At 59.8% G+C, this 19,734-nt stretch carries 21 protein-coding genes and 1 tRNA gene; 10 read left to right on the top strand and 12 right to left on the bottom strand.

Annotation, left to right across the window (positions count from 1 at the left end; all coding sequences use genetic code 11):
* The first annotated feature begins 3 nt into the window (after nucleotides 1–3).
* From H8L67_RS08560 to H8L67_RS08525, 8 genes are all read left to right on the top strand, one after another.
* Nucleotides 4–447, top strand: a complete 444-nt coding sequence (locus tag H8L67_RS08560) for an ExbD/TolR family protein (RefSeq protein WP_220379415.1) — start codon at nucleotides 4–6, stop codon at nucleotides 445–447.
* Nucleotides 444–1,394, top strand: coding sequence for a cell envelope integrity TolA family protein (locus H8L67_RS08555; RefSeq protein ID WP_220379414.1), 951 nt, complete (start codon nucleotides 444–446; stop codon nucleotides 1,392–1,394). The genes H8L67_RS08560 and H8L67_RS08555 overlap by 4 nt, the downstream gene beginning before the upstream one ends.
* Nucleotides 1,395–1,490: 96 nt before the next feature.
* Entirely contained in the window at nucleotides 1,491–2,762 is a 1,272-nt protein-coding gene (tolB, locus tag H8L67_RS08550) for a Tol-Pal system beta propeller repeat protein TolB (RefSeq protein ID WP_220379413.1), read from the top strand.
* A gap of 20 nt (nucleotides 2,763–2,782) precedes the next feature.
* Nucleotides 2,783–3,316, top strand: coding sequence for a peptidoglycan-associated lipoprotein Pal (pal, locus tag H8L67_RS08545; RefSeq protein WP_220379412.1), 534 nt, complete (start codon nucleotides 2,783–2,785; stop codon nucleotides 3,314–3,316).
* Nucleotides 3,317–3,333: 17 nt separating this feature from the next.
* Nucleotides 3,334–4,095 (top strand): tol-pal system protein YbgF, encoded by a 762-nt coding sequence (ybgF, locus tag H8L67_RS08540; protein ID WP_220379411.1) that lies wholly within the window; start codon nucleotides 3,334–3,336, stop codon nucleotides 4,093–4,095.
* Between the two features lie 30 nt (nucleotides 4,096–4,125).
* Nucleotides 4,126–4,800 carry a 7-carboxy-7-deazaguanine synthase QueE gene (gene queE, locus H8L67_RS08535; RefSeq protein ID WP_220379410.1) on the top strand — a complete coding sequence of 225 codons (675 nt, stop codon included), beginning with the start codon at nucleotides 4,126–4,128 and terminating at the stop codon, nucleotides 4,798–4,800.
* Entirely contained in the window at nucleotides 4,797–5,489 is a 693-nt protein-coding gene (queC, locus tag H8L67_RS08530; RefSeq protein WP_220379409.1) for a 7-cyano-7-deazaguanine synthase QueC, read from the top strand. The genes queE and queC overlap by 4 nt, the downstream gene beginning before the upstream one ends.
* Before the next feature lie 32 nt (nucleotides 5,490–5,521).
* Nucleotides 5,522–5,597, top strand: a tRNA-Lys gene (locus tag H8L67_RS08525).
* Between the two features lie 21 nt (nucleotides 5,598–5,618).
* On the opposite strand, the gene H8L67_RS08520 is transcribed toward H8L67_RS08525, so the two are convergent.
* Together H8L67_RS08520 and H8L67_RS08515 are read right to left on the bottom strand one after the other, a co-directional pair.
* Nucleotides 5,619–6,812: a sensor histidine kinase gene (locus H8L67_RS08520; protein ID WP_220379408.1), complete on the bottom strand. Its 1,194-nt coding sequence runs from the start codon at nucleotides 6,810–6,812 to the stop codon at nucleotides 5,619–5,621.
* Complete coding sequence (locus H8L67_RS08515; protein WP_220379407.1) at nucleotides 6,809–7,501, bottom strand: response regulator transcription factor; 693 nt, start codon at nucleotides 7,499–7,501, stop codon at nucleotides 6,809–6,811. Before H8L67_RS08515 ends, H8L67_RS08520 begins: the two co-directional genes overlap by 4 nt.
* 129 nt (nucleotides 7,502–7,630) lie before the next feature.
* Here H8L67_RS08515 and H8L67_RS08510 point away from each other — a divergent pair, with 129 nt between their 5' ends.
* A complete protein-coding gene (locus H8L67_RS08510) occupies nucleotides 7,631–9,595 on the top strand; it encodes an LTA synthase family protein (protein WP_220379406.1) in 1,965 nt (654 codons plus the stop codon).
* A complete protein-coding gene (locus tag H8L67_RS08505) occupies nucleotides 9,592–10,380 on the top strand; it encodes a COG4705 family protein (protein WP_255555948.1) in 789 nt (262 codons plus the stop codon). The genes H8L67_RS08510 and H8L67_RS08505 overlap by 4 nt, the downstream gene beginning before the upstream one ends.
* Here H8L67_RS08505 and H8L67_RS08500 read toward each other — a convergent pair whose 3' ends face one another.
* The 10 genes from H8L67_RS08500 to H8L67_RS08455 form a co-directional block, all read right to left on the bottom strand.
* Nucleotides 10,381–11,613, bottom strand: coding sequence for a TIGR03862 family flavoprotein (locus H8L67_RS08500; protein ID WP_220379405.1), 1,233 nt, complete (start codon nucleotides 11,611–11,613; stop codon nucleotides 10,381–10,383). It lies immediately after the preceding gene.
* Nucleotides 11,613–12,971 (bottom strand): magnesium transporter, encoded by a 1,359-nt coding sequence (gene mgtE, locus H8L67_RS08495; protein ID WP_220379404.1) that lies wholly within the window; start codon nucleotides 12,969–12,971, stop codon nucleotides 11,613–11,615. Before mgtE ends, H8L67_RS08500 begins: the two co-directional genes overlap by 1 nt.
* A gap of 124 nt (nucleotides 12,972–13,095) precedes the next feature.
* The gene (gene ptsP / locus H8L67_RS08490; protein ID WP_220379403.1) at nucleotides 13,096–14,814 is read right to left on the bottom strand and encodes a phosphoenolpyruvate--protein phosphotransferase; all 1,719 of its coding nucleotides are present in this window, start codon (nucleotides 14,812–14,814) and stop codon (nucleotides 13,096–13,098) included.
* Nucleotides 14,814–15,083 (bottom strand): HPr family phosphocarrier protein, encoded by a 270-nt coding sequence (locus H8L67_RS08485; RefSeq protein WP_220379402.1) that lies wholly within the window; start codon nucleotides 15,081–15,083, stop codon nucleotides 14,814–14,816. The genes ptsP and H8L67_RS08485 overlap by 1 nt, the downstream gene beginning before the upstream one ends.
* A 1-nt stretch (nucleotide 15,084) precedes the next feature.
* A complete protein-coding gene (locus tag H8L67_RS08480; RefSeq protein ID WP_220379401.1) occupies nucleotides 15,085–15,477 on the bottom strand; it encodes a PTS sugar transporter subunit IIA in 393 nt (130 codons plus the stop codon).
* Nucleotides 15,474–16,349, bottom strand: coding sequence for an RNase adapter RapZ (gene rapZ / locus H8L67_RS08475; protein ID WP_220379400.1), 876 nt, complete (start codon nucleotides 16,347–16,349; stop codon nucleotides 15,474–15,476). Before rapZ ends, H8L67_RS08480 begins: the two co-directional genes overlap by 4 nt.
* The gene (hprK, locus tag H8L67_RS08470) at nucleotides 16,346–17,293 is read right to left on the bottom strand and encodes an HPr(Ser) kinase/phosphatase (RefSeq protein ID WP_220379399.1); all 948 of its coding nucleotides are present in this window, start codon (nucleotides 17,291–17,293) and stop codon (nucleotides 16,346–16,348) included. Before hprK ends, rapZ begins: the two co-directional genes overlap by 4 nt.
* Nucleotides 17,290–17,736, bottom strand: a complete 447-nt coding sequence (locus tag H8L67_RS08465) for a PTS sugar transporter subunit IIA (protein WP_220379398.1) — start codon at nucleotides 17,734–17,736, stop codon at nucleotides 17,290–17,292. Before H8L67_RS08465 ends, hprK begins: the two co-directional genes overlap by 4 nt.
* Before the next feature lie 71 nt (nucleotides 17,737–17,807).
* On the bottom strand, nucleotides 17,808–18,134 hold the full coding sequence (hpf, locus tag H8L67_RS08460; protein ID WP_220379397.1) for a ribosome hibernation-promoting factor, HPF/YfiA family: 327 nt from the start codon (nucleotides 18,132–18,134) through the stop codon (nucleotides 17,808–17,810).
* 100 nt (nucleotides 18,135–18,234) lie between these two features.
* Nucleotides 18,235–19,698: an RNA polymerase factor sigma-54 gene (locus tag H8L67_RS08455; protein WP_220379396.1), complete on the bottom strand. Its 1,464-nt coding sequence runs from the start codon at nucleotides 19,696–19,698 to the stop codon at nucleotides 18,235–18,237.
* Nucleotides 19,699–19,734: the final 36 nt, after the last annotated feature.

The following is a 19,734-nucleotide window of genomic DNA, read 5'->3' as shown; positions in this document are numbered from 1 at the left end:
CGCATGGCTGTTCGTCACACACGCAGGCGTAAACGTGCGTTGAAGGCCGACATCAACGTGGTGCCTTACATCGATGTGATGTTGGTGCTGTTGATTATTTTCATGGCAACCGCACCGCTGTTGAACTTGGGCGTGAATGTGGATTTGCCGCAGTCCAAAGCCAGCACCATTAAGACCGATACCAAGCCCGCGATCGTCAGCGTCAATGCAGCGGGCGAGTTGTTCCTGACTGCCGATACCCTGCGCAACACGCCGCTATCGCGAGAAGATCTGGTGGCGCAGGTGTCGGCATTTGCCAAAGCGCATCCGGATGCGCCCGTCTATGTCGCTGCCGATGGCACGGCGAGTTATCAAACGGTGTATGACGTGCTGTCCTTGCTGCAGTCGGAAGCGCATGTGGCCAAGGCCGGATTGATGAGCATTCCCTCGCAAACCAAGGCGCCATGAAAGGCAGGCGGAATGACACGTTTCGCGGTACCGCGATGTCGGTGTTGTTGCACGGACTCATTTTGGCGGCGCTGCTTTTCTCTTGGCATTCGGTGAAGAAAACCGAGAGCGCGGGCGGCGATGCCGGCATCGATGCGAGCATGGTGAAGTTCGGCGACCTCCCTTCGGACTTGCAGTCAGCCATCACCGGGGCGCCGCAGCCCATGGCGGGCGAACCGCTGCCGGCACCGCAGGAGACGCCCGAGCCCGAGGCGGTGGTGTCCGAAGAGATGCCCACGCCTTTGCCTGAAACGATACCGGAACCGGAACCCGAGCCCGCGCCAGCAGTGGAGAAGCCGGTGCAAACACCGGCACCCGTGTTGGAAAAACCCGTGGTGAAGAAACCGCTCGAAACCAAAGTTGCCAAAGCGGCGCCGGAGAAACAGGCAAAAGCGCCCGCCGCCAAGCCGGTCACAAAACCTGTGGAGAAATCCACGACGCAAAAGCCGCAAACCCAACCGACCGGCGCCGCCAAAGCACGTGCCGAGGCGATGGCGCGCATGCGTGCGGAACAATTGAAGGATATCGAGGGCGGTGGTGCGGCAACGACGTCCGGTAATCCGAAGGGTCAGTCGAGCACCGGCACCAAGTCTTCGGTGGGCAAAGGCGATGCTTCCGGTAGTACTTCGGGCAATCAGAAACGTTGGTTGGATGCCGTGGCAAAAGCCATCGAACGGCAATGGTTGCGACCCGACGGGATTCCCAAAGACCAGGCCTGTCCGATTCGCATTCGCATCATTCCGGGTGGCGAAGTGATTTCCGCCAGTGTGCAACCGGCGTGCCCGTATTCAGCTGCGGCGAAACAAAGCGTGCACGACGCGGTGATGAAAGCGAGTCCGTTGCCGTTCAAGGGTTTCGAGAACGATTACGCGCGGGATTTCACCGTGAATTTCTATCCGTCCAAGTAAGGTGAAGGGGATGTGTCGCGCGAGACTGAACACGGGTTCAGCCAATCGCGTTCGTATTCGTTAACCTCAAGTCATGCCCACGGATAAGAAATTTTCATGAAGCGTACCTTGTCTCTCGCTGTGCTTTTCATGGCGGCAACCGGTGCCCATGCCCAGCAAAACCCGCAAGTGGATCTGATAGGCGGACGTGATGAAGCGCTCCCGATCGCCGTTGTACCGTTCGGCGGCAGTGCCGGCGAGACCGATGTTTCTGCCGTCGTGGCGGCCGACTTGAACCGTTCCGGCCAATTCAAGCCGATGCCGGTGGCCAACATGCCGCAGCGCCCGGTCAATGGCAGCGATATCGATTTCAAGGCATGGCAAGACGCCGGCCAAGACTACATTTTGATCGGCCGCGCCAGTGGCGGCCTGCGCGTGGAATACGAACTGTTCGACGTCTCGACGCAGCAGCGCGTGCTCGGTTTTGCCAAGACTTCCTCCGCCAATGCGGCGCGCGACATCGCACACCAAATCGCCGATGACGTGTACCTGAAAGTGACCGGGAAACCTGGTGCGTTCTGGACCCGCCTGGCCTTCATTCAATCCAGCGGCGTCGGCAAAGGCGCGCGTTTCAGCCTGGCCATCGCCGATGCCGACGGTTACAACGTGCGTGTATTGGATTCTTCCAACCAGCCGTTGATGTCTCCGGCATGGAGTCCGGATGGCAGCAAGATCGCCTATGTCTCGTTCGCGAGCGGCAACAGCGAAGTGAAGGTCCGAAATGTGGACGGCGGCGGCGAAACCACGTTGGCCTCCTACAAAGGCGTCAATGCGGCACCGGCGTTCTCGACGGACGGTTCGCGTGTGTTCGTCTCCTTGTCCAAGGACGGCGATCCTGACATTTATGTCATCGGCGCGGGTGGCGGTGGTGCCACGCGTCTGACGCAGCAATTGGGGATTGATACCAGTCCGGCCGTGGCGTCGGATGGCGTGTATTTCACCTCCGACCGCGGCGGCCGTCCGCAGGTCTATCACATGAGTGCGAACGGCGGCAGCGCCTCGCGGGTGACATTCCAAGGCGAATACAACGCGGATCCCGCTGTGTCGATGGATGGCAAAGTGATCGCGGTAAGCCAGGGCACCGGTGGTGCCTATCGCATCGCGGTGATGGACAAAGACAAGCCGGGTGCACAGTGGAACGTGGTGTCATCCGGCAGCTTGGATTCGTCGCCGACGGTGGCGCCGAATGGCAGCATGGTCGCCTACAGTTCACGAGAGGGCGCAGGTGATGCGCTCCACGTTTCCGCCGCCAATGGCCGCGTGAAAGAACGTTTGCCGGTGTCGGGTCGTGACCCCGCTTGGTCGAACCTGCGAAAAAATTCTCCCTGATCCACCCATTGGAGCCGCACATGACTTCCAAGATTTATCCCGTTTTGATCATCGCCGCCTGTCTCGCCGCGACCGCTTGTTCCGGCAAGAAAACCAAGCCGGCGGAAGGCCCGGTGGTGGTTGACGACAACGCCAATGCGAACAACCAACAAGGCAATACCGGCTCGACCGCACCGCTCGGCGCCTACACGCCGGCCGATCTGGATCGCGACACCTGCTTGCGCAATCGCGTCGTCTACTTCGATTTGGATTCGGACATCACCAAGCCGGAATTCCAATCCGCCATCGGTTGCCATGCGAAATATCTGAGCGATCGCCCGACCGCACGTTTGAAACTCGACGGACATACCGACGAACGCGGTAGCAACGAATACAACTTGGCCTTGGGTGAGCGTCGTGCCAAAAGCGTTCGCCAAGCGATGAGCGCGATGGGTGCGTCCAGCGGCCAAATCGAATTCACCAGCTACGGCGAAGAAGCACCGACCTGCCGCACGCCGGATGAGTCCTGCTGGTCGAAGAACCGTCGCGTGGAAATCAACTACGTCACGCCGTGATTGATCGGAGCTTTGCCATGCGTTCCTTGATGTTTCTCGGCATGTTGGTGCTGGCAACGCCGGTCTTTGCCCAACGGCAAAGCTTGGCGGAGCGCGTTGCTGCGATCGAGCAGAAGCAGGCAGAAGATCCGGCCCGGTTGGAATTGGTGCAGCAGGTGAACGTGCTGCGTGAAGAGGTCCGGCAGTTGCGCGGCGAGATCGAAGAGCTGCGCAATGCCGACGCCCAAGCGCGCGAAAGTTCACGCAACCAATATCTGGATTTGGACGGTCGTATCACCCGATTGGAAGGCGGTACACCGGCCGAAAACCCGGTCGAGCCTGCTACCAAGGAAGCGGTCAAGGAACGGACCAAAGAAACCCAGTCGCCCGTCGTCGAGGCTGCCCCCGAGCCGGTGGCGGCCACCACCGGCAACGACAAGGCGGATTACGACGCCAGCATGAAGATGTTGAAGGCCGGCCAATACGTGGCGTCCGCGCGGGGTTTCCGGGCATTTCTTGGGGCGTATCCGAAATCAGATCTGGCCCCCAACGCCCAGTACTGGTTGGGCGAGAGCTATTACGCAACCGGCAACTACCCCTTGGCCGCCGAGCAATTCAAGGCCATGGCGGCCGCACACCCCACGCATAACAAGGCCGGCGGGGCCTTGCTCAAGCTCGGTATGAGCCAGGCCGAAATGAAGCAGATGACGCAGGCCAAGGCCACCTGGAAGCAAGTGGTGCAGAAATACGCAGGCAGTGACGCGGCGAAACAGGCGCAGGCCAAGCTCAACAGCAAATAACCGGCGTCGCCGGCAAGGTAAAATGGCGGGATGAACGCTGTCCTCGAGCCCGTCGCCGTATCGCCCACGCGGCTGCGCATCACCGAAATTTTTCTCTCCTTGCAAGGCGAGGCACGCGATGCCGGCTGGCCCACGGTTTTCGTGCGGCTCACCGGCTGCCCGCTGCGTTGTACCTACTGCGACACCGCCTATGCCTTCCATGGTGGCGAGTGGCAAGAGATCGACGACATTTTGGCGACCGTGCGTGGCCACGGCGTGCGGCATGTCTGTGTGACCGGCGGCGAGCCCTTGGCGCAAAAACGCTGCGTGCAATTGCTCGGGAAGTTGTGCGACGCAGGTTACGTGGTCTCGCTCGAAACCTCGGGTGCCATCGACATCGCCGACGTCGATACGCGCGTATCGCGCATCGTCGATATCAAAACACCGGGTTCCGGTGAGGTGGAACGCAACCTGTGGTCGAACATGGCCTTGTTGACGCCGAACGACCAAGTCAAATTCGTGATTTGCAGCCGTGAAGATTTCGATTGGGCGGCAGATATCGTGCGAACGCAGAATCTTGCTGAAAAATGTGATGTGTTGTTCTCGCCGAGCTACGCACAAATCGCTCCGGCGGATCTTGCGCAATGGATTATCGATGCGCGCTTGCCGGTGAAATTCCAAATGCAATTGCACAAAGCACTCTGGGGCGAGGCGCAAGGCCGATGAGCAACAAACCCAAGGCAGTGGTGTTGGTTTCAGGTGGCATGGATTCCGCCGTGGTGTTGGCGATGGCCAATGCCCAAGGCTTCGACTGCGCGGCATTGAGCGTTCAATACGGTCAGCGCCATGTCTCCGAGCTGGATGCCGCGCGCCGCGTGGCCAATGGCTTGGGTGCGATCGAACACAAAGTGGTCGGCATTGATTTGCGTAGCATCGGCGGCTCGTCATTGACGGCCGATATCGAGGTGCCGACGGACGACGACGGACACGTGATCGGCGAATCGATTCCGAGCACCTACGTGCCGGCACGTAACACCCTGATGCTGAGCGCCGCGCTCGGCTGGGCAGAGGTGTTGGGTGCGCGTGACATCTTTTGCGGCGTCAACGCGGTCGACTATTCGGGCTATCCGGATTGCCGCCCGGAATTCATCGCCGCCTTTGAAGCACTGGCCAATGTCGCTACCAAGGCGGGCGTTGAAGGCACCCGATTCAAAATTCATGCGCCGCTGATGACCCTGTCCAAGGCCGACATTGCCCGCGAAGGCGTGCGACTGGGTGTGGATTTTTCACAAACGGTGAGCTGCTACAAGGCCGATGCACAAGGTCGGGCCTGTGGTCATTGCGACGCCTGCAAATTGCGGGCGGAGGGATTTGCCGCCGCCGGCATTCCGGACCCTACCCACTACGCGATCTGAATGCTACAATTTGCGGCTCACGCGAAGCGCATGGGTCGTTAGCTCAGTCGGTAGAGCATCGGACTTTTAATCCGCTGGTCGATGGTTCGAATCCATCACGACCCACCATTTCCCGCTTCAATCCCCGAATTATTTCAACTGCACGCGTATATGGGTGGCATCGCTAAATGCTACCTGCCAGCCTTGGCGGACGGCCAAGCGATCCATCAACGCGGAACCGGTACCGGTATCGGCGCGCGCAGACTGCGCTGCTTCCAAAGGCGCGCCTGAGCCATCATCGAATGCCATATCCAGTTGGTCGGGCGCCAGTGTCAGCGTCAATTGCCCGGACACGTGCGCTTGCACCAACTTTTGTGCCAGCCCGAGAATGAGCAGCCGCGCCTCTTGTGCGGCGGCCATCAGATCACCGGACGCGTTGACCTGAAGGCGGATGTCTTCTTTGCCCGCCAAGGCTTCTTCGCCGGCACTGCGCAGAAAGGCTTCGGCAGGAATCGCTTCGGTCACCGGCGTTGCGCGCCTGGCCGAAGACAACATTGCTTCCAACAAATGGCGCATGTCGCGCACACCGCGTTCAAGCCGTTGCACGCGTGCTTGGGCTGCCGGAGTAGCCGACGGAGTGTCGCGCATGACATCGACGACACCTTGAATGACCGATAGCGGAGAGCGAAGTTCATGGCTCGCGTCGGCAAAGAAGGTCTGTTCGCGCGCATCGGCTTCCACCATTCGTGCTTGATAGCCGTCGATGGCGCGCGCCAATTGACCGACTTCATCGTTCGCGGTGTTGTCGGCAAGATGAGAGGGTGCAGGCGTGACCGCCAGGGCATCCACATGCGCGGCCAACGTTCGCAGCGGTTTCAACGCGCTGCCGGCGAGCAGCCAACCGAGCCAGGTGGCTACGGCGGTACCAAGAATGATGAGAGCCGCCAAGAACATATTCAGATGCTGTTCGAGCCGCTCGATGTCACTGAGATCGATTTCAAACATCAAACGACCGACGGCGGTGTCGAAGACACCAATGTGCACGCCATCATTGTCCGGATCCTCGTGCACGCCGGGCTTCAGTGTGGCGCGTTGCCGCGGCAGGGCCGGATCATCCATTCGATAGCCGCTCAGCCGTTGCGTTTGCGGCAGCGTTGCCGGCAAATGATTGGCGGTGCGCAGCGCGTAATCATCGGCTTGCCCGTGCAGGATTTCGCTGGCGATGACGTGCTCGTAATCTTCGGTGATGAAAATGGCGGCCGCCGCGAAGAGCGTGCTCAAGATGAAACCCAGTGCCATGAAGGCGAGGGCGACCCGCCGGCGCAGAGGCAATGTCGACATCATGCAATGTGCTCCAAGCGATAGCCGATACCGCGGACCGTATGGATCAGCGGTGTTTCAAAAGGTTTGTCGATCAGCAAACGCAACTCGTAGATTTGCGTTTGCAAGGCGGGCAGGTCGCCATCGCCTGCCTGCCAAGCGGCGTCGAGTATTTGCGCGTAAGTCACGATGCGTGGTGATTCGATCAACAGAATGCCCAATATCGCACCTTGAAGCCGCGTCAGCGCAATGCGTTGACCGTCGCGGCTCGCGACCATGGTCTTGGGGTCGTATGACAGCCCGCCGTTGACGAGCGCGGTGTGCGTTTTACCACGCAACACCGCACGGATGCGTGCCTCGAGTTCGCGCATTTCGAAGGGCTTCACCAGGTAGTCGTCCGCGCCTTCGCCGTAGCCGAGCAACTTGTCATTCAACGTGTCGCGTGCGGTCAACATGATCACCGGCACACCTTTGCCAGCCTCGCGCAAACGGCGGCACAGTTCGAGACCGTCCATGCGCGGCAGGCCGATATCCAACACAATGACGTCGAAGGTGGTGTCCAGCGCGCGGGCAAGCCCCGTGCTCCCATCCGCACAGTGATCGACCTGATAGCCCCGGTTTTCCAAAAAGTCCCAAATGTTGGCGGCGATGTCGTGCTGATCTTCGATGATCAGCACACGGATGGCGGCAGTTTGGAAGACCGGTTGGGACATGAGAATCCTGCGGGGCAAAGCGGCCTCCCGATACGGCCGGCGGCAATTAACGAATGACTGAGATTGGGCTGAGATCGCCTTACGTAGCCGTTTCTAGGATGACCTTGTTTCCAATGATGCGTCAATCCGATGTCCGATCTCAAAACTTCCGGCTTTTACCACTTCCGGCCCTTGGTCTGGCTTTGTGCTTGCTTCTTGCTCGTCTCGTTCCTGACACGCGCGGTCTTGCTGTGGGCGACGGGTTCGGGTGTCGGCACCTCGGTCGGCGCCTGGGCGTACGTGTTCGGCGTGGGACTTTTTTACGACTTGATCGCCATGGTGTACTTCGCATGGCCACTGGTCTTGCTGTTGTGGTTGATGCCGCGTCGTTGGATGGGCAAACGCTGGGCGCGCGCACTGGTCGGCACCCTGTGTTTTCTCTTGCTCGCCGCCTTGTTGTTTGTTGCCGTTTCCGAATGGACGTTTTGGGAAGAGTTCCAAGCGCGATTCAACTTCATCGCGGTGGACTATTTGGTCTACACGACCGAGGTCATCGGCAACATCCGGCAGTCTTACCCGGTGGGCAAGATCTTGCTCGCACTGGCCGTCGTCGCTGCGGCGGTTTTCCACTTCACCCGCAAACTTCGCGCCATCAGCGCAGACGGTCCGGGATTCTTGGGTCGCACCGCCGTCGTAGCGGCGTGGTTGGTCGTGAGCGTGTTGGCCACTTGGTTGGTCAACGGCGATATGAAGGATCGCAACGGCAATGCCTATGTCAATGAATTGGCCGGCAATGGCATCTATCAATTCTTCTCGGCCTATCGCAATGCCTCCTTGGACTACGGCCGTTACTACCGCACCGTGCCGATCGCCGACGCCTGGCAACAAGTCAGACGGCAAGTCGCGACGTCGGACGCGACCTTTCTTTCGCCCACCGGGATCGAACGGCACATCAGCAATGCCAAGCCGGAAAAGCGACTGAACGTGGTGCTGATCAGCGTTGAAAGTCTGTCGGCGGATTTCTCCGGTGCCTACGGACGAAAAGCCTCGCTCACCCCGTTTTTGGATTCGCTGACCCCGGATAGTTTGATGTTCTCGAATCTTTGGGCATCAGGAACGCGCACGGTGCGCGGGCTTGAAGCCTTGTCGTTGTCGGTGCCACCGACGCCCGGGGAGTCCATCGTCAAACGTGATCACAACGAAGGACTCTTCAGCCTCGGTCAAGTGTTCCGTTCGAAAGGCTACGACGCGCAGTTCTTGTACGGCGGCTACGGCGCTTTCGACAACATGAACTATTTTTTTGCCAACAACGGTTATGACGTGCACGATCGTACGGAAATTCCGAACGACCAGATTCATCACGAAAACATCTGGGGCGTTGCCGACGAAGATCTGTATACCTTGGCTCTGAAGCGCTTCGATGCGGATGCCAAAGCCGGTCGTCCGTTCTTTGCCCATCTGATGACGACCTCCAATCACCGGCCGTATACCTTTCCGGCAGGGCGCGGACCGTGGCCGCAAGGCAAGCGTGAGAGCGCGGTGTCATACACCGATTGGGCGATCGGGGATTTCATCGGCCGTGCGCGCAGCAAGCCCTGGTTTGCCAACACCGTCTTTGTGATTACGGCAGATCACTGCGCATCGAGTGCAGGGAAAGCGGCACTGCCGGTGTTCCGCTACCACATCCCGATGTGGATCTATGCCCCCGGCAATGTCGCACCGGGACGGTTCGACCGCATGGTGAGCCAAATCGACATCCCGCCGACGATTCTCGGTTTGCTCGGGATGGACTATGACAGCCGCTTTTATGGCGTGGATGTCTTCCAGCCACCGGTGGGAACCGCGCGTGCGTTTGTCGGCACCTATCAGTTGTTGGGATACTTGCAGCCCGGCCGTTTGGTGCAACTTGCGCCGCATCGCAAAGTGGAGAACTTGCGTCCCTCTTTCGGAGGTGACCAATCGCAACCGGCGATCGCGGAAGATCCCAAAACCACGCTGCAGGCCATCAGCTACTACCAGACCGCAGCGGCGGCTTTTGCCGACGGATCGATGCGTTGGAAAGGTGCCGATGCGCAAGTCGGCAAGACTTTCCGCAATGCGAAGGTGTTGAAGTGAATACCACCCTCGTCCGCCGTACTTTGGCAAAAGTCCCGGAAGTCACCTTGGTGTTCTGGTTAATCAAGATTGCGGCCACGACTCTGGGCGAGACCGGCGGCGATGCAGTGACCATGTCTTGGCTTGGCGAAACCTCACCGGGTGCCAACGGTATGGGGTATCTGATCGGTACGGCGATTTTCGCTGTGGTCTTTCTCGCCGCCGTTGCCCTGCAAATTCGGCGCAGCACCTTCAACCCTTGGGTGTATTGGTTTGCCATCATCGCAAGCACCACGATCGGAACCACGTTGGCGGACTTTGTCACACGCGCGATGGGTGTCGGGTATTCGGGCGGTTCGGCCATGCTGTTGCTGTTGGTCTTTGCGTCCTTGTTTGCTTGGAAAAAAGCCACAGGAACGGTCGCGGTGGACAGCGTTGGTGATGCGAAATCGGAAGCCTTCTATTGGCTGACCATCACCTGCTCGCAAACCCTGGGTACGGCACTGGGCGATTGGGTCGCCGACACCGCGGGTTTGGGCTACACCGGCGGCATGCTGATTTTCGGTGGCTTGCTATTGGTGGTGGCGGGTTTGTATTTCAGTCGGAAAGTGTCGCCGACCGCATTGTTCTGGGCGGCGTTCATCCTCACGCGTCCGCTCGGCGCCGTGCTCGGCGATTTCTTGGACAAACCGGTGGTCAAAGGTGGGTTGGCGCTGAGTCGCTACTCCGCCTCGGCAGTGCTGTTGGTGTTCATTGCGGCTTGCATCATTTTCTTTCCGCAACGTGCGGCGCGCGCCCGCCATTGATCAGGCGGCGCCTTTGATCCATTTCGCCGCCGCTTCGCCGGCAACCTTCCCGGAGGCCATGCAGGCGGTCAACAAATAGCCACCGGTAGGCGCTTCCCAGTCAATCATCTCGCCGGCACAAAACACGCCAGGCAGTGCGGTCAGCATCAAGTTGCCATCCAAGCTATCGAAACAGACGCCGCCGGCACTGCTGATGGCTTCTTCAATGGGCCGGGGTGCACGCAGTCTGATTCTGCAAGACTTGATTGCATTCGCGCAGGCATCCGCGCCGTGGTCGCCCTTGCCCAATTGTTCAAATACCAAGCCGACCTGCACCGGATTCAAACCACCTTTTCGACGCAAGTGCTCACCCAATGAACGGCCGCCGCGCGGCTGGGAAAGCCGATGCACCAAGGTCGCGCGCTCGACGTCGGGTTGCAGATCCAATTCAAGCATCGCCTCACCCCGTGCCAGAATCCGGTCGCGTAGCGGTGCCGATAGGGCGTAGAGCAGACTGCCTTCCAAACCATATTCGGTGATCACGCATTCGCCGATGCGTGTCGCTTCCAAATCCGAATCATCGAATCGACTGGCGCGCACACGTTTCAATGCTTGGCCGGCGAAACGGGATTTGAAGTATTCGCTCCACCGCGTCTCGAAACCGCAGTTCGCGGGCAATAAGGGGCGAACGCGGACGTTCTTCGCTTCCAAAAGTTGTGGCCATTGGCCGTCCGAACCCAGTTGCGGCCAGCTGCCGCCACCGAGTGCGAGGACCACGGCATCAAAGGATTGGGTGAACGTGTCCGCGCTTGTGGCGAATTTGCACGCACCGGTCTCGTCGAAGCCTTGCCAACGTGTGTCGACGTGGAAGTGAACGCCCTGTGCCTTGAGACGTTTGACCCAGCCGCGCAACAGGGGTGCGGCTTTGAGATCTTCGGGAAACACCCGGCCACTGCTTCCGACCATGGTTTCGATGCCGAAGTCGTGCACCCATGCGCGGAAGGCGTCGCCGTCAAAGCTATCCAGCCAACGACCGACTTCTGTGGCGCGTTCGCGGTAACGAAGATCAAAGGCGGGCCGCGGTTCCGAATGGGTCAGATTGAGGCCACCTTTGCCGGCGATCAGCACCTTTCGTCCCACCGAGCCCTTGTGATCGAAGAGATGAACTTCCGCACCTTGGGCGCGTGCGCATTCGGCGGCCATGAGCCCCGCCGGGCCGCCCCCGATGATTGCAATCACGCCGGACTTTGCCATCAGAGCAGCAACAGTGTGGCCAAGCCCAGGAAGGTGAGAAAGCCCATCACGTCGGTGATGGTGGTGAGGATTACACCGCCGGACAAGGCCGGATCGAAACCGAAGCGTTTCAAGGTCACCGGGACGAAAACCCCGCCTAACGCGGCAAAAGTCAGGTTGATGGTCAGCGCCGAGCCGATCACCAATGACAGGCGCCAGTCATGGAACCATAACAACACGATCAAGCCGAGTGAGGCGCCGAGCGCCAAACCGATGATCCATGCGATCCGCAATTCCTTCCATACCAACACGGGAATGTTGGTGGCGCCGATCTGACCGAGCGCGAGGCCGCGCACCATCAGCGCCAACACCTGCGTGCCTGCGTTGCCGCCCATGCCGGCGACGATCGGCATCAGCACGGCCAAGGCGACAATTTTTTCGATGGTGCCCTGGAAACGGTCGACGACCGACGCGGCAAGGAATGCCGTGCCGAGATTCACGCCCAGCCACACCAAGCGACGGCGGAAGGCACGACGGACCGGCGAGAACAAATCTTCCTCATCATCCAAACCCGCGGCAGACAGGGCTTGGTGTTGCGCCTGGTCGCGGATGATGTCCACCACGTCATCGATGGTGATCCGGCCGAGCAGGATGTTGCCGTCATCCACGACGGGCGCCGAGATCCAGTCATGGTCGGAGAATTGACGGGCGACTTCTTCCGCCGTTTCTTCCACCGTGATAGCCGGTTGTTCGTCATCGATCAGTTCATTGATCGGCGTGCTCGACTCGTGGGTGAGCAAGCTCTGCAGCGAAATCCGGCCGAGGTATTGGTGGCGGCGGCTGACGACATAAATGTGATCGGTGTGATCCGGCAATTCACCGCGCAGACGCAAATAGCGCAGCACGACATCCACGGTGGTGTCGGTACGCACGGTCACCACGTCCGGGTTCATCAAACGACCGGCGGTGTCTTCTTCGTACGAAAGGACTTGTTCGAGGCGCTCGCGGTTTTCGCGATCCATCGACTTCAAGACTTCGTCGATGACGGTGTCCGGAAGGTCTTCGGCCAGATCGGCCAAATCGTCGATGTCGAGGTCTTCGACGGCCGCGATGAGCTCGTCTTGGTCCATGTCGGCGATCAGGCTTTCACGCACCTCGTCACCGACGTGCACCAACACTTCACCGTCATCTTCCGGATCGACGAGGCCCCACACCACGCTGCGTTTGTTGGGCGGCAGTGATTCGAGCAGGTTGCCGATTTCCGCCGGTGAGAGCGAATGCACCAAGCGCCGGACCGGGCCCAGACGGCCGCTATCCAACGCATCCGACAACAGTCGGAGTTGGCGTGCAGGCTTGTCGTGGCGGAGCGCTTCTGCCATGGCACGGGTCCTGTGAGATGCAGCGTGCCTTCGGGCGCGTCGCGGGCGGGTGTCGAGCCGGCGGCGCGACGGGATCACATGTTCATCAGCGCATTATCCCAGCAGATGTCGCCGCTGGGAACCCTCAAGCGGTTCGACTTTCCAACCAGCGCATGATCGACGCACGATCTTTCGCGCGCGCAAGGGCCCGACTCGATTGCACCAGCTGCGCGTGGTCGATCTCGCGAACCGCCTTTCGGATCTGCAAGAAGCTGCCGGGATGCATGCTGAGCTCTTCGATGCCCAAGCCGAGCAACAACGGCGTGAATGCCTCATCCGCGGCGATTTCGCCGCAAATTGCCACCGGCTTGCCGGCTTTGCGCGCGGTGCGGACGATGTCCGACAGCATGCGAATGAAGGCCGGATGCAAGGGCGTGTAAAGATCGCCGAGCGCTTCGTTGTTGCGATCGGCCGCCAACAGATATTGGACAAGATCGTTGGTACCGACCGACAGAAAATCGATTTTGGAGACGAAAGTGGGCAGGGCGATCGCCGCCGCGGGAATCTCAATCATGGCGCCGAGCGGAATATGTTCGGCAACGGCCACACCTTCCTCGGCCAGCGATTTGCGCACACGATCAAACAGACGCGCGGCATACAGGACTTCCTCGCGCGAGGTGATCATCGGCAACAGCACACGCACCGGTCCATAGGCCGAAGCGCGTGCAATCGCGCGCAGTTGGATTTCAAAGAGTTTCTCGCGCGACATGGACAGGCGAATCCCGCGCAGGCCCAAAGCCGGGTTGGGTTCGTCGCGCAATGCAAGGCCGGTGTCATCGGATTTGTCCGCCCCCAAATCGAGGGTGCGGATGGTGACGGTGCGTCCGGTCATGCCGAGCACTGCATCGCGGTAAGCGTTGAACTGTTTTTCTTCGTCGGGAATTTCGTGCGTACCGAGGAACAGGAACTCGGTGCGATACAGACCGACGCCGGCTGCCCCCAATCCGTGCGCTTCGGCGATGTCTTCGCGCGATTCCGCATTGGCCCACAACTTGATATCCACGCCGTCACGCGTGCGTGTCGGTTCCCGGCGCAGACGGTTGAGCTGCTTGCGTTCGCGTTTGAAGGCATCGACGCGTTTGCGGTGCGCGGTCAGATCCGTTTGATCGGGTTCGCAAATCACCAAGCCTTCGAGGGCATCGACGATCAGCACATCGCCGTCGTTGATCTTGGTGAGGGCTTGGGTGGCGCCGACTATCAGTGGGAGATGCAAACTGCGCGCAAGAATGGCCGTATGTGAAAGCAAGCTGCCCGTCGTGGTGACAACAGCCAGAACGCCTTGGGCCTGCAATTGGGCGATTTCCGCCGGGGCCACTGCGTCGGTCACCAAGATATCGCCGGCAACGCCCTGTAGATCGGCGTCACGACGATGCAGCGCGGCATGCAGGCGGCCGATGACTTGGTCGATGTCATCGATCCGGCTGCGCAAGTAGGGGTCGTCCATGCTCAAGAACACATGGGCGACGCGATCGCGTTGTTTGCGAAGCGCGTAATCGGCGGTGTAACCCTTGGTCCTAATCAGCGTATCCAGACCCTGCAGCAATTCCGGATCGTCCAACATCAAGGCGTGCAGATCGAGAAACTCACCGATCTCGTGTGCCAAGGCGCCATGCAAACGTTGGCGCAATTCGTGCATTTCCGCGCGCACGAACTCGATTGCGTCATGGACGCGTTCGACTTCGGCCTCAACCTCGTCGGGCTGGATGGTTTCGCGCTCGACCTCCAACATCAGCGGCATGCGCACGCGCGCACGCCCCAAAGCGACGCCACGTGCTGCCGGGATTCCTTGGATGGCGCGACGCATCAGCTGCCCTCGTCGAAATAGCGGTTGAACAGGTCTTCGATGGCATTCATGCAGGCGACTTCGTCCGGCCCGTCCACACGAACACGCACCACGGTGCCGACGCCGGCAGCCAACATCAACACACCCATAATGCTTTTCGCGTTGATGTCACGCCCCTTGGCCGCCATCATCACTTCCGAGCGATAGCCGGAGACCAGTTGCACGAGCTTGGCGCTGGCGCGCGCATGCAGCCCGAGTTGGTTGATGACCTGGATATCTTTTTCAATCATCTCAAATCTCGTCCAGAATCACGCCGTTGCGCCCGCCCAGCGAGGCCACAGATTGCATCGCATCGAGTTTATTTTCCGGATAGTTCATGACACGCAACAGCATGGAGAGGTTCAGCCCGGCCACGCGCCGTGCGGGCGTACCCAATCGTGCCAGTTGTGCGGCGATGTTGCTCGGACTCGACCCGTACAAATCCACCAAGATCAACACGCCGTCTTCGCTCTCTACTTTGCGCAAGGTGGCGCTGGCCGAGGGCAAGGCCTCTTCGACGCTGGACTCGAACGGCATCTCAAACGTTTCGACCTTGAGCGGAAAATTGCCGACGATTTTGCGCGCCGCCGAGACCAACGCCGGTGCAATCCCCGGATGTGTCACCAGCAGAATGCCGACACTCATTCGAGCTCCCGATGATAGGTGGCCACTTCCTGCCAGCCGGTTTCGCGGGCATGGCGTGCCAGTTGCTCTGCCAGGTACACCGAACGGTGCCGGCCGCCGCTGCAACCGAATGCCACCGTGACATAGCTGCGGGTGTCGGTCTCCATTTTCGGCAGCCAAGTGTCGAGGAAGCCGCGAATCTGGTCCAGATAAATGCCGACGTCCGGTTGGCTTTCAAAATATTGGCGCACTTCGGCATCGCGACCCGACAAAGGACGCAGGACGGCGTCCCAATGGGGGTTGGGCAGCATGCGCGCATCGAACACGAAATCGGCGTCGCCCGGGATACCGCGGCGATAGGCGAAGGATTCGAACAACAAGGACAAGGTGCGTTCATCGGACAGAGCGAACGCGGTAATGACTTCACGGCGCAACTGGTGGACATTCATGCCGCCGGTATCAATGCGGATGTCTGCCAACGCCGACAACGGCTTCAAGACTTGTCGTTCAAGCGTGATCGCATCGGCCAGTGCCAAACCGTACTTGCTCAAAGGATGGCGACGGCGGGTGTCGGCATAGCGGGTCAACAGGAATTCGTTCGACGCATCGAAGAACACCAGTTTGGGGTCGAACCCGAGCCGGCCGACCGACGACAACAACTCAGGCGTGCGTGCCAAATCGCCGCGGCTTCGCACATCGAGACTGACGGCGAGATTGACCGGCGTCTCCTCGTCGCCTTCATCGGAATGCTCCACCCATTGCGGCAGCATTTCCAAGGGCAGATTGTCGGCGCAATGGAAACCGAGATCTTCGAGCGTCCGCAAGGCGACCGTTTTGCCGGAGCCCGACATGCCGGACACGATGATCAATTTACGCAGGGCCGGCGCACTCATTCCGAGGCCTCCAGAAAATGCGAATGGCGTGCCACGAACGCGGCTGCCGGATCGGCGCCTTTGGTGCGCAAGATATGTTGGCGCGTCGCCGCTTCACTCAACACCGCCAAATTGCGGCCCGGCATCACCGGCAGGGTAATACGAGGCACATCGAGATCGAGCACGCGCACGGTATCCACTTCGCCGGTGAGGCGTTCCATGCCGGTGGCGCGCGGCTCGAGATGCGGCCGTGTGAGATGGATGATCAATCGCAGGTACTTGTTGCGTTTGACCGAAGTGTCACCAAACATGTTGCGCACATTGAGCACGCCCAAGCCACGCACTTCAATCATGTCCTGCAAGAGTTCGGGGCAGGCGCCGTCTAGCACGTCCGGCATGATTTGGGTGAATTCGGGTGCGTCATCCGCCACCAGACGATGGCCGCGCGTGATGAGTTCCAAGGCAAGTTCACTTTTGCCCGAACCTGATTCGCCGGTGATCAACACGCCGGTCGAATAGATCTCCATGAACACACCGTGCAAGGTGGTGCGCGGTGCGAGACGGCGCGCCATCCAATATTGGATGTGATTGAGCAGTTCGTGCCCGCGACGCGGCGAAATCCAGATCGGTGTATCGGTTTCGTTGGCTGCTTCGATCAAATCCTCGGGGCAGTTTTGATTTTTGCTGAGTCCGACGCCGAGCGGGCTTGTGTCGAAGATGCGCTGGATCACACGCCAACGCTCGCGCGACTCCAGTGTATCCAACCACTGCAGCTCTTCGGTACCGAGAATCTGCACTTTGTTCGGATAAATGATGTTGAGATAGCCGCAGTGCGAGGGTCGACGTGCGTTGGTGTTGATGGCTTCCACACGGCGTGCACCGCCGCTTTTTCCGGCCACCCAGCGCCAATCGAGCCTGTCTTGCAATGCATCGAAAAGATCTTGCGAGGAGACGCCGGGAATCATTCGCCGAACCCCTGTGATGACGTCAGCGCGGCATAGAGCAGACCCTTGGTGTTCGCATTGCGCAAGGCATCGCGGAATCCGTCGCGCGCCAGTTTTTCGGCAATTTTCGCCAGCAACTGCAAATGGCCTTGCTGCCCCGTCTTCGGTACCAGCAACGCGAAAATCAAATCGGCTTGCTCGCCGCCGAAATCAACCGGTTTGTCGAGTTTGATAAAGCAGGCGCGCCGTGCGTCGAGGTTGTCGACGCGGCCGTGCGGTACGGCGACGCCTTGACCGAGTGCCGTGCTGCCCATGGTTTCGCGAAGTCGGAGTGCTTCGTAGACGGCTTCGCCGTCGAGTCCGGGCGAAGCAAGCAGGAAGGCGGCTTCCCGCAAAACGGTTTCACGGTCTTCAGCGTCGGACAACAAAATGACGCGATCGAAGTCCAGTAAAGGTGAAGTCATGCACGCTCTCCAAGGCTCGCATGGTGTCGAGCCTTGAAGGATAGCAAGTTGACCCGTGCCGGGTCGAAAGATCAGGCGATCGTATCGCTTCGCGACAGGCTGTCGCCGCGGTGGTGGTCCACCATCTTTTCTTTGTGTTTCATCAAAATACGGTCGAGCTTGTCGACGAGCCCGTCAATGGCGGCATACATCGTGGGTGCGCTGGCATCGGCGTGCAGCACTTTGCCTGAAACCGTGACGTGACCTTCGGCGCAGTGGTTCGGCTTGTCAATGGAAAGTTGAGTACGTACATCCAACGGATGGTCGAAGTGCCGCGCAAGGCGTTCCATCTTTTCGGTGGTGTAGTTGCGGAGTGCATCGGTAACTTCGATTTGGTGACCATGGACATCAATACGCATTGTCTTTCCTCCTGTGGTTGTGACCGTTTGCAACTCCAGAATGCGCCAAATCTTTGTAAAAGTGAATGAAGAAAGCGTAAGTGTTTCTTCAAATTAACGTTCAGGCCAAGCGGACCCGTTCCGAAGACGCAGGCAAGCCGATCGCCTCGCGATATTTGGCCACCGTACGACGGGCGACCGGGACCCCGTTGTCGTTCAGTTGCTTGGTCAGCGCCGCATCGGACAGCGGTTTGCGCGGGTTTTCCTTCTCGATCAGTTCGCGAATCATGGTTTGGATCGCGGCGCTCGAGGTTTCGCCGGCGTCGGAATCAATACCCGAGGCAAAGAAGCTGCGCATGGCTATCGTGCCGCGGGGCGTGCGGACATATTTGCGCGCAATGGCACGGGATACGGTGGATTCATGCAACGCCAACTTTTGCGCGATGGCACGCAAGGTGAGTGGACGCAATGCGAGTTCACCGAACTCCAAAAACGCGGACTGTTCTCGCGCCAAACAGCGCGTCACGTTCAACAAGGTTTCGCCGCGCGCTTCGATGCCGCGCAAAATCCAACGCGCTTCCTGCAGGTGTTCGCGCAAGTAGCCGGCGTCTTCGCGCGAGGCCTGCGCAATCATGCGCACATAGGCTTGGTGGATGCCGACCCGCGGCACGGAGTGGCCGGTGAGGGCGGCTCGCCAGACGCCTTGGTCGCGCCAGATGATGGCGTCGGGCACCACATAGGTATCGGCCTCCAATGGCGTGATGGCGCTGCCCGGTTTCGGGTCCAGGGATCGCAGCAACTCGAGTACCGATTGCGCGGTGGCTTCGTCACAGCCCAGCGTCTTGGCAATGCCGGTCAAGCCGATTTTCGGCAGCCGCTCCAGGCATTCTTCGCAAAGTTTGCGCGCATGGGCAATCAAGACCGGGTCGCCGACAAGCAAGTCGAGCTGCCGCGACAAACATTCCGACAAGTTGCGTGCGCCCGAGCCCACCGGATCGAACATCTGGATCTGTCGCAAGATCCGCTCGATCTCGGCGTCTTCCACCATGTACTGCGGGGCCAAGACCGCGCGGATGGCATCCATCGATTCGCGCAAATAGCCGTCATCGTCGATGCCGTCAATGATGGCCGCGCCGATGGCCTGCGCGCGTTCCGGCATTTGGCTCATGCGCAATTGCCAGATCAAATGTTCGTGCAGCGTCTCTTGCGCGACGATGCGTTCGCCGCGTCGGGTGCTGTCGTCGTCTTCATCATCGTCGCCCGTGCCGTTGCCCTGGCCGCCGCTGTGTTCCCAAGCGATGTCCTTGTCGCTCGCCCAGTCGGAGATCGAGTCCAAGGCTTCGTCGCGTGGTTCGGCGGGCGCATCGACGGCATCGGCTGCCTTATCCGGCGCGTCGGGCATGTGTCCGTTTTCAGGCAGGACTTCAGCATCTTCCAGCCAATCGAGCAGCGGGTTCTCTTCCAGAACACGGGTAATTTCCGCATCCAATTCGAGCGCGGACATTTGCAGCAAATGCAGGGATTGCCGCAACTGGGGCGTCAACGCCAGTTGTTGCGATTGTTTCGCTTGCAGTTGTTGCTTCAAGAGTCCTCCGGCGCACGATAGACCGGTTGGCGCGGC

This window comes from Lysobacter soyae (genome assembly GCF_019551435.1).
Lineage (GTDB): Bacteria > Pseudomonadota > Gammaproteobacteria > Xanthomonadales > Xanthomonadaceae > Solilutibacter > Solilutibacter soyae.
Note: the sequence above shows the minus strand (reverse complement) of the source record. Positions and strands in the feature narration are given on the sequence as shown.